Here is a 12,352-nt window from a genome sequence, read left to right as displayed (position 1 = left end):
CGATCTATGAGGGTGCGCGCGACATGGCCCGCGACATCGCCAAGACCGACGCCTACCAAACCTCACGCTATCAACGGAAGAAGGTGGAGATGCTGTTCGCGCACCTCAAGCGCATCCTGAAGCTCGACAGACTGCGATTGCGCGGCCCCTGTGGTGCCCGCGATGAGTTCCACCTCGCAGCCATCGCCCAGAACCTCAGGAAATTGGCCAAGATCTGCACTACCCGGACGCCAATCCCAGCCAGTTAGGGCAAGGAGGCCGCCTCGACCCAATCGCAACTCGTCGCGGCGAAAAGAACGCCCGGCTTAATCACCGACTTCTTCAACACAATCGGTGGTTCGCGGCCATTTACCGAGCCGTCTCAGCACGCTGTCGCGAACCTTGTCTCACGCCGTACTGCACTCACCAAGCCAACCCGCACTACTTCGCAGTTGGGGGAATTCTTCACCGCTGCGGACACGCAGCGTGTTGACCTGCCGGAGTCGCCAGTCCGGATCAGAGCGACGAGTGTCTTTCACCCAGAAGATGGATCTGGAAGATTGTGGATCGTCATGCCGATCGACAACGACGGCTCAGCCGGCCGATTCGGTATTCCGCCGATAGACGCGGTTGCGGTTTGGAAAGTGGTTCGATCTCGCAAACCCTTGCTGCGGCAGCGCGGGATGCGCAAGGTCTTCTCCCATTTCCCGTTGCCCTTTCGCGCCACACCAGATCACCAGGCCGCCCAGCGACGTCGCAGGCATTCCGTGCTCTGGCCAAAGCGGGCCCAAGGTGCATCAAAAAGGATGAAGGGCAGTATCGGTACTTCGCGCGGATGGGCCTCGAAATCCCGCATCTATAGGCGCCCGACACCAAACTAGCCGCGAAGCCTGAGGAACAAGTCTCGCGCATTGAACAGTTCAGAGCGCAGCAGCACGAAGAGAGCCGTACCATAGACAGCGGCTCCAAGGACAATTGCGCCAATAAGGAGTGTTTCCTCGGCGGCGTGCTCAGGCGCGCTGCGTAGCCACGCGCTGACGGCGCCGAACATCAGGAGGGCGGCGAGAGCCAGTCGTGGGAAGATCTCAAGGGGTCTCAGCACGTCGATACGCGCGATGCGCTGAGCGTAGAAGAGGAAGATTGGTAGGAGGACCAGGCTGCAGGCTACGAGCGCCACCATTGTCAACTCAAGGCTGATCTGCGCAGTGACGGACAACAGCATCGTTGCGACAACAGTGTAGGCTATGTTCAACATCAGGATCAACCTGGAGTGACCCATTGCAAGGATCGTAAACGCGCAGAGGCTGTCGATAGTGCGTTGCAGGCCCAGCAGCATGAGAATCTGGACAGCGACGACCCCGCTGGCCCATTGCGGGCCGAAGATAAAGGGAACCGCGATCGGTGCGATCGCGGCAAACCCGATGAATGCAGGAAATCCCGCTATCCCGGCCATGCGGACGGTCGTGTTGAAGAAACGGTCGATCTTTTCGGGTTGATCTTGAATCCGCGCCACGGTGGGCATGGTGACAGCCATCAGCGGACTGAGGAATACTTGCACCAGAAGGTCGAGCGGACGACGGGCGAGAGCATAGATTCCGACCGCATGGGGGCCGAGGAACGTACCGAGCAGGACCTTTGGAATTTCCTCGTTCAAAAAATTCCAAAAAGTCTGGATGATAAGCGGGCCGCCAAATCCTAATAGGTCACGAACCTTTGCATAGGAGAAGGTCAGACCGGGCCGCCAAGAACTGCCAAGGAGAAGAACAGCGGTTTCCACAACGGCTTTTGCAAGGTGCATCCAAACCATGCTCCACACGCCGAAACCGGCTATTGCCAAGACGATGCCGAGTGTGCCGCCGACGAGGGTGCCGGCAATTGTACGCAACGCGAACAAGCGGAACTCGAGTTGGCGCTTCAACACAGCCGCAGGTACCGACGAGAGGGCCTGAATTACGACGACCACGCTGCTCCAGCGAATGAGATCTTCGAGAATGGGCTGTCCGAATGCTGCAGCAATCAAACCGGCAGACGTCCAGATGAGCCCGCTAATCACAGCGCCGGTCGCGGCGAGAAGCCAGAAGGCCGAGTCAAAGTGTGAGGACTCGATTTTAGGATGCTGGATGAGTGCCTCAGGTATTCCGATCGTGACCGGAACAGCAAGAATGACGGGTACAACCATGGAGAGGGCGGCGAGGCCGAATGCTTCAGGTCCCAGATGCCTGGCTAGTACGACAAAAACGGCAAACATGGCTGCTTGCCGACCCCATGTTTCGACTGCTGCCCAGGCTGCGCCGCTGACAATCTTCGCGCCGATCGATGTCATCGCACGTCTCTTTGCCTGTTGGCATACAGGCCTGCGACTCTCGATCGCGCAGCCAAGGCTTTCCGCCTTCGTCTCACGGCTGCGACGCTAGCGGTCTGGCCTGGTCTACGTGAATAAAAAGGAGAGCCGTCGACCTCTCTCCAGCTATCGTTTGCCGAACTGGAACCTCGCGAACGCAGAGCCGTCGCGGGCCACGGACAGCGTTTAGCGTGCTTGCTCGTCATTCTATTCCACCACCCACAAGCACCCATGGCTGAGGATACTGTGGTTGGAGAGGAAGGGTTGCTGCATCCAGTTCTTATTGGTCATAGGCAGCTCTGGAGATCCTCTTTCTAGCGCAATCAAATTAGGCGGTGTTACGGCTGATATCCTGATGTCATCGCCGCGGGCGCGTTGCTGGGATTGGAATTCGTTCGAGTGCATCGTGCCAAACCTTACGCCGGAGCGTGGGAACGTAAACGTCCCCAAACGGCGTATGTCTGTTTGGTGCAGCCTGATTGCCGATTGACCATCCCGCGTTCCACACGCCCATCCGCGCGGGCGATCAAGACGCGGGCTTGGCAACTGTCTCTTTGCGTGCTGGCCCAACAACAAGGTGCTCGGTCCGCTCGGCGGAGACCTTTCCAGCTTATATTCCCGCTCGACCCTTCTCTTTGAGCGCACGCCAGTCACGCAGCTTGGCGTTTCACATCCCCGGGTTGCGCCGCGGACCGTCAAGCTGACCGTTCAAGGGAATGTAATCGCTGAACCAGCGCTTGATGTACTCGCCCTCTGATTCGAGCGCGATGGCCGTCGCGGTAGTAGCGCATCATGATGTGCCACAGGATCGGCATCGAAGACCGATCACGACCATCGGCTTGGGACGGCTCTCTGTTTCCTTGGCGAGCCGCGGCCCAAACCCTGCGCGAGGATACCAACGTTCATAAGCCTTCCCCACCAGCAAACACGGGTCTCGCACGCCAGTGAGTTCTGTTACCATGGGCGATCGGCGTTCAACGACGCGAGCGAACGGATGATGGAAGCGCACCGATGTGGACTTTTAGGCGGACCTTCAGCACCATGCTTGATAATCAATTGCGACTGCGACTTAGGCCGTTTGAGATAGGCGACTGGTCAGCGTCTGCTGTCATTGTTGCACCCCATCCGGATGATGAGACGCTGGGTTGCGGTGGCGTTGCGGCCAAAAAGATTGCCTCGGGCGCCCAGGTCCGTTTTGTTTTCGTCACCGATGGCGCCGCGTCTCATCGCCACCTTATGCATCCTGAAACCTTGCGGGCGACACGCGAGGCCGAAGCCATAGAAGCAGTTCGTCGTCTGGGCGCATCATCCGAAAGTGTTACATTCTTACGCCTTCCAGACGGGGCGGCCAATCATCACCTTCATGAGATAACAGATGCGGTCGTGTCGAGGCTCAACTCATGGCGGCCGCAGTGCGTTTTCGTGAACCATGCAAAGGATCCGACTTCCGATCATGTCGCCGTCAATGCAGCAGTTCGCGCGGCGCTTCGTGCCTATGGTCGTCCTGTCACGGTATTCGAGTATCCAGTCTGGTATTGGTACCATTGGCCATGGACAAGTCTGTGGGGCGATTTGCCGAATATGTGGCGTGTTACTTTGCGGCAGACGATCAAGACGGCGGCAGGGCTGCGGGCGCCGTTCACGCTCAATAGCCTCGCCTATGTTGGCGATGTTATCGGCGTAAAGCGTGAAGCGCTGGCGGCGCATGCGTCGCAGATGCAGCGCCTGGAGAACCAAGATGAATGGCGGACGCTGTCGGACTTGTCGGGGGGAGATTTCGTCGGGCGGTTGCTGGCCGACTACGAAATGTTCACACGCTACGAAATCAATATTTAGCATGTGTGGCCGCCTGATCGCGGTCATTATGATCGGGTGCACCCTCGCAAGTTGCGACGCCGCTCAGGGACAGGGACCTCCCGAAGAAATGCTAGAGTCGGGTCTTGTTTTTGAACGCAAAGAGATTGCCCCCTATTCAGGAGACGTAAAGCTTGTTGGCGATATAGACGGCGATAATCGACTGGATTTCGTCCTTGGCGGCTTCCCCGAGGATGCGATGTCTTGGTGGCGGTGGCCCGATCTGGTCCGCACCGTAATCGCGAAGCCCCACGTCGAGTTCACCACCGACGGCGTGCTTGCCGACATCGATGGGGACGGTGATCCCGACATCGTCACGGCCGATGGGCCCGATGCTGTCAATCTCGTCTGGTTCGAGAACCCGCGGCCGAATGATAACCCGACCCACGGTCCCAGCTGGAAGCGTCGGGAAATCGGTGCAGTCGGCGGCTGGGGCAAAGACATCAAGGCGGCCGATTTCGACGGGGACGGCCTCGTTGATATCGTCGTTCGGGCGCCTGGCGAAGTGATGATTTTCTTCCAAGAAAGCCCCAGTTCCTGGACCCGCGTGGGCTTGTTCTCCTTCAACTTAGGCGAAGAGGGAATGGCAATCGGGGATATTGACGGCGATGCTGATGTCGATCTCGTCCTGCAAGGAGTATGGGCGTCCAATCCAGGCGCAGCGGCAGCACGCGATCCAGCACTATGGCGCAGCTACGAGCTTGGTCCGTTCAATCCTGCATTCAAGGCGCTCGTCACCGACCTTGACCAGGACGGCCGCGCCGACATTCTGACTTCGAGTTCGGAGCACACTGACGACGTCGCCTGGTTCCAGCCCCTCGCCGGACCGACGGGCCGCTGGATCCGCCATGTCATCCAGCCATCTGTCGCGGGCGCCCATACGCTGCAGGCTGCCGACATGGACGGAGACGGGGACAACGATGTCGTGGTCGGGCAGATGCATACGACCGAGGAGCGCACACTCGCGATCCATTACAATATCGACGGGCAAGGAACGCGCTGGGCCCGTCAAGTGATCGACGATGTGGGTCTCCACAACGGCGTCGTCGCCGATGTCGACAGGGACGGCGATTTCGACATCTATGGGGCGAACTGGGTGGGCAACCCGCCCGTCAGAGTTTGGATCAATCGGCTGGATCCGCCTGCATCGGTCCGCCTCGACCGCTGGACCTATCATCGCATAACGAACGGGCATGTCCGCTCCTTTGGGCTCGCTTTTTCCGACATGGATGGTGATGGTCGCACAGACATCATCTCGGGTCCGTTCTGGTACCGTCAACCGTCCGAAGCCTGGAGCACAGAATGGGAACGGATCCGGCTTGCTGAGGGTGTGGACGCGGTTGCAGCCCTGGATCTCGATGGCGATGGGCGCGGGGAGGTCATAGCACAGCGCGGTGGAGGCAGGGCGCTGCACCTGGTGTGGCTCCATGCCGAGGACATCGAAGCGCACCGCTTTGAAGTGCACGGGATCGGAGAGGTTCCCGCCGCCAGTCATGAGCTCGGCTCTCAGGGCCATGCGCTAGCCCAGATCGTAAAAGGTGGGAAGCCGGAGCTGGCGGTCTCGAGCGGCAGTGGGGTTTTCTATTTTAAGATTCCTGACGATCCAACAGTCGAGCCATGGCCGCGCACCCGCATCTGCGTCGAAGCGTCTGATGAAGGGATCGCATTCGCCGATATCGATGGCGACGGTCTACTTGACCTTGTCGCCACGACCGGCGATGCAAAGACGGCCGCATGGTGGCGCAATCCAGGTGACGGCTCGCCAGACTGGGAGCTTCGGCAGGTTGGAAAAGTTCCTGAAATGGTCTATCCCGACCGCGTGGCGGCCGCCGATCTTGATGGCGATGGACGTGCGGACATCGTCGTGACCGAGGAAAATGGCAAAGCCGACAGCGCTAAGGCGTATTGGTGGCACAACCCCGGCGACAGCTCCTCCGACTGGGAGCAACACGAAATCACCACGCGCGGTTCCCTCAACAGCCTTTCAGTGTCCGATATGACTGGGGACGGCAGGGTGGATCTTATCATGGGCGAGCATCGCGGCGCACATCGCCTCTCAAGCTGGCATAATCTGGGTGGAGGACGGTTCATCGAGCAGCTGGTCGGCGAAGGGATGGAAAGCCATCTGGGAGCAAGGACGGTCGACCTCGACGGTGACGGGGATCTCGACATCGTGTCGATCGCATGGGACGCATTCGAAGCCATCCATGTCTGGCGCAATGACGCGGTCGGCGTGGATGCTGATGGCGACCAAAAGGTCCGCTGACGGGGAGGGGTGAGCATCGGCCGGCGCGCCGCATGAACCGTAGCGACCTCGTCCGGCACCACCTGTTTAGTTTACACCGGTGCGCGGGCGCTCAAGTCCGGGAAAATTCGATGCGCTGAACGAATTCAACCGCTCGACGTATTAAACCATTCGACGTTGTCGATGGCAGGTTGACCAAGCCAGTGCCGCAAGCCGGGCCGCTCATGCCTTTATGACGTTGTCGGTGCGTGACTGGCTACGCGCACAAGCATTTCTGGTATCGAGCACCAGCTTTGCGTGCTTGGTGACGTTCTGCCAATCAATCGCATCATGGTCTGTCGAGATGACAACGGCATCATACGATGCCAGACTGCTAGCGCAGATATCCACAGAGCGGCGACCTGCCAGGGTGGCGTACTCTCTTGTTCCGGGTATTTCCGGTACATAGGGGTCGTGGTAATCAACGACTGCCCCGCGTCGCTCCATGATGTCGATCAGCTTCAACGATGGGCTTTCTCGTGTGTCACCCACGTTTTTCTTGTAGGACATCCCGATCACCAAGATCCGCGAACCGCTCAGGCCGCGGCTGGCTCGCTGGTCCAAGGCCTCCACAAGGCGGGCAACCACATAATGCGGCATGTTCGTGTTGATTTCACCGGCAAGTTCGATGAAGCGCGTTGCTACTTCGTACTCTCTTGCCTTCCAGGTCAGATAGAATGGGTCGATCGGGATGCAGTGCCCGCCGAGCCCTGGGCCTGGATAAAACGCCATATATCCGAACGGCTTGGTCTTGGCGGCTTCGATCACCTCCCAGACGTCGATGCCCATCCTGTCAAAAATCACCTTTAGCTCATTGACCAACGCAATGTTCACAGAGCGAAATATGTTCTCGGTCAGCTTCACAGCCTCTGCCGTTGCGGTGGAGGCCACGGGAACGGTTTGCACAATGATCTGGTCGTACAGTTCCTTGGCAACCTGTAGGGACGATGGGTCGTCGGCGCCTATCACCTTTGCAACCGTGGCGGTGGTGTGTACATCGTTGCCTGGGTCCACCCGTTCGGGCGAATAGGCGAGAAAAAAGTCCTTTCCTAGAGAAAGATTCGTCGCCTCGAGCAGCGGCTGCACGACCTCTCGCGTCGTTCCTGGCCAGGTCGTCGACTCCAGAACGACAAGTTGACCAGGGCGCAGCCGCTCCGCGATCGCACGTGCGCTGTTTTCGACGAACGACAGGTTCGGCTCCCGGTTTTTGGTAAGCGGCGTTGGCACCGCTATCAAGATCGCGTCGGGTTCGCCCAGGTCGGCGAAATCGCTGGTGGCGCGAAACCGGTTGCTGTCGACAGCCACCTTGATGGCAGCACCAGGCAAATGATCTATGCCGGTTTCTCCGCGGTTAAGAAGTGCAACCCGAGACGCGTCGATGTCGAAACCGATGACCTTGAACCCCGCGTCCAGCGAGATCATGGCGAGCGGCAAACCAACGTAGCCGAGGCCCATGATGCCAATGGTGCAGTCCCGCGTCCGGATGCGGTTAACCAGGTCCTGAAGGTCTGGAGCAGTCTGCATGAGATGCTGGCAACTTTCGCTTCAATGTCGACAATAAAGGATCGCCTCAATTACCGCGGGGAAGCAGTTCACAGCAATCAGCAAAATGTATGCGCTTTGCCAGTCCCGGAGCTGAAAATAGCATGGGTTGCACCATTGGGAGAACAGCCGAAGTGCTTACCCCAAGCCAAGTTGTCAAATAAATCTTGCGCTGCCACATTTAACTCTCAAGCGTCCTAAGGATCTGGGAGCCACCTTCGCTCGCGAGATCGAAGATGCCGCGTTTGGCGAAGGGACGCACATTGCATCAGTCGATTAAACTGTTCGGTTGAGGTGGATTATGACGCAATCGATCCTGGTAACTGGTGGAGCGGGCAATATCGGCAGTGCCCTCACTCGCGCGTTGGTCAAGCTACCTCAGACCCAGGTGGTCGTCGCTGACAACCTGTCGACCGGAAGTCGAGACAAGGTACAAATAGACGCGGGCAATCTGACCGTAGTAAAGGCGGATGCGAACGATTTCGACGACATCTCATCGTTGTTCTACCGCTTCCATTTCACCCACGTCTTTCACTTAGCAGCCGTGGTCGGTGTGCAGCGGACTTTGGCAAATCCGTTGCTCGTGCTGCGCGACATCACCGGTATCGAGAACGTGCTGAGGCTATGCAAGAACACCGGCGTCGAGCGTGTCTACTTCGCTTCGTCATCGGAGGTATATGGCGAGCCTTTCGAGTTTCCTCAAAACGAGAGCACCACGCCGCTTAACTCACGCCTGCCGTATGCAGTGGTGAAGAATCTTGGAGAGGTCTATCTGCGCACTTTTCAGCGTGAGTTTGGACTGCCATTTACCATTTTTCGCTTCTTCAACACCTACGGACCACGTCAGAGCGAGGATTTCGTTCTGCCGCGATTTGTGCGTGCAGCCCAGCGCGGCGAGCCCCTGACGATTTACGGGGACGGTTCTCAGACCCGCACCTTCTGCTATGTCGACGACACGGTTGACGCTTGCATCGCGGTTCATCGAACGCGCGCGCACGAGAACGAAGTGATCAACGTTGGCAGCGACGTGGAAATGAGCATTCGACAGCTGGCCGACTTTGTCATCGAAGTGCTGGGCTCGTCATCGAAATTGGAATTCCGACCGCCCCTTGCGGAGGGCGACATGACGCGCCGCTGTCCTGACACGAACAAGATGAAGGCTATATTGAACCGTCCCCTGGTGCCGCTCGAAGAGGGCATTCGCCGCCTCGCCGACCACCTCTCCCGACCGGAAGACCGCCCTGCACTTAGAAGAGTCGCCTGAACGAGCTGACGGTGGGGAGTGACATGAAGCTCGTATATGTCGGTCAGCCCTACGACAGACTTTTTCCGCCTGTTCAAAACTCAATCGGTCTGATCGTCTACAATACGGCGCTGCGGCTCGGCGAAGGCCTGCAGATTACGCTCTATGGCAAGCATTATCGAGACGACACGGTGCCCGCGGACCTGCCGTTCGCGGTGCGGCGGGCTCCGGCGCGGCGTGACCGCGCGCTGCAGCGGGTCATCCACCAGTTTCCGCGTCTGGCGCGCTGGTTGCGGCTGGATCGGAAGGCCGATGACCACTCGCAATATCGTAACAAGGTTCGTCGCTACCTCGCCGTCGATCAACCAGATATCGTCCATGTGATGAATTACTGGGCGTGGTGCCGGGAACTGAAGGCAGCCAACTCATCTCATCGGCTCGTGCTTGAGATGCAGTGTGAGTGGCTGTCACAGCGTGACCACGCTCAGGTGGCCCGTCAGCTCAAGGTGGTGGATGCGGTCGTCGCCGTAAGCGACCACATCGCAACGACCTTTCGTTCTGCATTCCCGGACTATCCTGGCGTCGTTGCCACTGTCGGTAACGGCGTGGACGTTTCTTACTTTCGGCCGAGCGAGCAGCGGGCTTCCGCATCCGCCAGAACCCGACGTGTCATTCTGTTCGTTGGGCGGGTGTCGCCAGAGAAGGGGCTTCACACACTGATCGAGGCCTTCAGTGAGGTTGCGGCCAGGTTCGCGGACGTGGAACTTCGGATCGCAGGGCCGCATTCTCCGCTTCCGCTGGACTTCCTGACCAGCCTCTCGTCGGATCCTCGGGTAACCGCGTTGAGCCGTTTCTACGATCGCTGGGGCAATTGCCAATATCGGGAACACTTAGAAGAACTCATCGAGCGCCACGGGTTACGTGATCGAGTTCACTTCATGGGTAACGTGCCCCACAAGGACCTCGTAGCGACGTACCATGAGGCCGACATTGTTGTGAATCCGTCCCTCAGCGAGAGCTTCGGAATATCGGTCGTGGAGGGCATGGCATGCGGGATACCGGTGGTGGGAACGCGCGTGGGCGGGATGTGTGAATCCATTCTAGCTGGCAGGACCGGGATGCTGGTCGAAGTCGATGCTCCTGGCGAGCTCGCCCAGGCATTGATCACGATGCTGGAGGATACGGTCCGGGCAAGCGAAATGGGAAGCGAAGGGCGCAAGCGTGCCGTCGAGCTGTATTCGTGGGAGGCGCGCGCAGAACGGCTCAAGTCCGTCTATCAGAAACTGCGCCCAGGCAAGCGGGTCCATGTTTCCACAAAGATCGTGAGTCATTGAGCCTTAGCGGTGGGCGGCGATCGCAAGTGCCTCGCAGCTTGTAGGCCGATGTGATGCGCATGCGGCGATCCTCAGTGTAGCGCTCAACCCGTATCGGTCTACGGACCAAACCATGTCGGTTGGAATGGGCCCGTCAGGCCCGCCGCTCTCTTCACCAACGGCCGTCAGGTGCACCCAGCCCAAAGGGCGGAGTGAAGGAGGCCGGAGTGAACCTAGCTGTAACGCTCCGCAACCTGTTCGAGGCGGGTGGCCTCAGGATCGTAACGCGAGCGGCGACCGAGATTTTGCGCGGGGCCCGCCTACGAGCCGCCGGTCCAGCAGCACATGCATCGAACCTGAACGCAGGTGACCAATGTTTACGACATCGATTGCGCCCCGCCGCGTGGGGGCGGCAGGGCGCGTCCACGCATTTGAACCGGTGCCGCAAAGCGCTGCCGCGATTGAGCAGGGCGCTCGGCCCAACAGGTTCGACACCATCTGCGTGTTCGCCGAAGCGGTCGGTCCTAGATGCGCACCGCCCACAGGTGACAATGAGCTCGAAGACGCCAGGCGCGAGGGCTTCAGCGCAAGGCCCGGGCAATCGCGTCGTTTATTGCATCGATGGACCGCCCGTCGGATAGACGCGGTTTCGCTCGCCGGACCGCCAGCGGAGGATCGGCAGCCGCATATGGATCGCGCGTTTCTCAACAAGATGCCAGCTGAGAAAGCCCGCGCAGACTGCTATAGGCAAGGTCAAGATCGTTAGCTGCATAGGCGTGATTGCCGGAACATACATGATCATTAGCTTCTGAACCGGCCATGCGTAGAGATACACGCCGTACGATATATCATTTCTTCGGTTAATCGAATTTAAGACGCTGTTCTCGTTTAGAAACGCCAAATACAGGAGCAGATAACCTCCAAACACGCCCACTGCGAGGGGCGCTAACCGTTCCGAGAACATCCCTGCTATGAGAAGGATACAGCACAAAAGCGCTACCCGATTGCTCCTCCTCACATTCTCCTTGAGCAGCTGAAACAACGCCCCAATGGAAAATATCATCGTAAAACGTACGGCATCGTCCACGTTACCGATGGGCTCAAAGTTTCCTAGATCGTAGCGAAAGTAGACACCTTGTGAAATGGAACTAACGAGCATGATTGCCAGTAAAACCGAGATGGTCGAGAAGACAAGCGTGGCGTGGCCGACGCAGAATACCACGATTGCCACAAGCACATAACAGCGAAACTCGTATGCTATAGTCCATAGCGATCCATTAACATCTGGTGCATGGGAGCCGGCAAACGCCGATCCTACCTGCGCCGGGTTCAGCAAGAGCGCCATTTTGAAAAGCTTAGCCGCCCACCGGCTCGGAGAGAGTTCATCAAAGTCACCACCTCCCAGCCAAAATACCAGACTAATGCTGATCAAGTATGCTACAACAAATCCCGGAACTATACGAAGTACACGTCTGGACATAAAGGTGTATATGCTGCTTCGCATGGCGCTGTCGAGAACGAGGAAGCCGCTAATGAAGAAGAAACTGTAAACAGCCACCTGGCCGGAGGTCAACGTACCGAAGATATTCTTCAGAACTTCACGATTAGAGTTTCCATCTATAAGTTCCTGCGAGTGGGATATGATAACAAGTGACGCAAATAGTAGCCGGAATAAGCTTAGAGCGTTTGGCTTTCGTAAGTCGAAATCACTCATTTGGTCGCCCCCGCGATGTGATCTCTTGCGTTGCGCCCATTGCGACTCAGCAAGGAGAGCCGTGTTTGGGCGGAGCGCGTCA

8 protein-coding genes are annotated in these 12,352 nt (G+C 58.3%); 5 read left to right on the top strand and 3 right to left on the bottom strand.

Translation table 11 applies throughout. The annotated features are described in order from the left end of the window. On the top strand, positions 1 to 248 hold a 248-nt coding region (locus tag IQ26_RS04990; protein WP_208760102.1), incomplete at its 5' end, for a transposase. A gap of 608 nt (positions 249 to 856) precedes the next feature. On the opposite strand, the gene IQ26_RS04985 is transcribed toward IQ26_RS04990, so the two are convergent. Further along, entirely contained in the window at positions 857 to 2,302 is a 1,446-nt protein-coding gene (locus tag IQ26_RS04985) for a lipopolysaccharide biosynthesis protein (RefSeq protein WP_145714472.1), read from the bottom strand. A gap of 1,059 nt (positions 2,303 to 3,361) precedes the next feature. Here IQ26_RS04985 and IQ26_RS04975 point away from each other — a divergent pair. Together IQ26_RS04975 and IQ26_RS04970 are read left to right on the top strand one after the other, a co-directional pair. Beyond that, a complete protein-coding gene (locus tag IQ26_RS04975; protein ID WP_240547007.1) occupies positions 3,362 to 4,156 on the top strand; it encodes a PIG-L deacetylase family protein in 795 nt (264 codons plus the stop codon). 88 nt (positions 4,157 to 4,244) lie between these two features. Beyond that, positions 4,245 to 6,440 (top strand): FG-GAP repeat domain-containing protein, encoded by a 2,196-nt coding sequence (locus tag IQ26_RS04970; protein WP_240547006.1) that lies wholly within the window; start codon positions 4,245 to 4,247, stop codon positions 6,438 to 6,440. A gap of 201 nt (positions 6,441 to 6,641) precedes the next feature. Here the strand turns inward: IQ26_RS04970 and IQ26_RS04965 are convergent, their stop codons facing one another. Beyond that, a complete protein-coding gene (locus IQ26_RS04965) occupies positions 6,642 to 7,982 on the bottom strand; it encodes a nucleotide sugar dehydrogenase (RefSeq protein ID WP_145714468.1) in 1,341 nt (446 codons plus the stop codon). Between the two features lie 319 nt (positions 7,983 to 8,301). On the opposite strand from IQ26_RS04965, the gene IQ26_RS04960 reads away from it, so the two are divergent. Then, positions 8,302 to 9,264, top strand: coding sequence for an NAD-dependent epimerase/dehydratase family protein (locus tag IQ26_RS04960; protein ID WP_162457866.1), 963 nt, complete (start codon positions 8,302 to 8,304; stop codon positions 9,262 to 9,264). Positions 9,265 to 9,287: 23 nt separating this feature from the next. Continuing rightward, positions 9,288 to 10,577, top strand: a complete 1,290-nt coding sequence (locus tag IQ26_RS04955; protein ID WP_145714466.1) for a glycosyltransferase family 4 protein — start codon at positions 9,288 to 9,290, stop codon at positions 10,575 to 10,577. Between the two features lie 589 nt (positions 10,578 to 11,166). Here IQ26_RS04955 and IQ26_RS04950 read toward each other — a convergent pair. Continuing rightward, complete coding sequence (locus tag IQ26_RS04950; RefSeq protein ID WP_145714464.1) at positions 11,167 to 12,270, bottom strand: acyltransferase family protein; 1,104 nt, start codon at positions 12,268 to 12,270, stop codon at positions 11,167 to 11,169. Positions 12,271 to 12,352 lie beyond the last annotated feature (82 nt).

It is taken from the genome of Mesorhizobium tianshanense, assembly GCF_007830515.1.
Classification (GTDB): domain Bacteria; phylum Pseudomonadota; class Alphaproteobacteria; order Rhizobiales; family Rhizobiaceae; genus Mesorhizobium; species Mesorhizobium tianshanense.
The sequence above is the reverse complement of the archived record's forward strand: the minus strand, read 5'-3'. Positions and strand labels throughout refer to the sequence as shown.

Coding starts and splice junctions, on each gene's coding strand:
- IQ26_RS04970 (WP_240547006.1), top strand. CDS start 4,245: ATGCTAGAGTCGGGTCTTGTTTTTGAACGCAAAGAGATTGCCCCCTAT.
- IQ26_RS04960 (WP_162457866.1), top strand. CDS start 8,302: ATGACGCAATCGATCCTGGTAACTGGTGGAGCGGGCAATATCGGCAGT.
- IQ26_RS04985 (WP_145714472.1), bottom strand. CDS start 2,302: ATGACATCGATCGGCGCGAAGATTGTCAGCGGCGCAGCCTGGGCAGCA.
- IQ26_RS04950 (WP_145714464.1), bottom strand. CDS start 12,270: ATGAGTGATTTCGACTTACGAAAGCCAAACGCTCTAAGCTTATTCCGG.
- IQ26_RS04955 (WP_145714466.1), top strand. CDS start 9,288: ATGAAGCTCGTATATGTCGGTCAGCCCTACGACAGACTTTTTCCGCCT.
- IQ26_RS04965 (WP_145714468.1), bottom strand. CDS start 7,982: ATGCAGACTGCTCCAGACCTTCAGGACCTGGTTAACCGCATCCGGACG.
- IQ26_RS04975 (WP_240547007.1), top strand. CDS start 3,362: ATGCTTGATAATCAATTGCGACTGCGACTTAGGCCGTTTGAGATAGGC.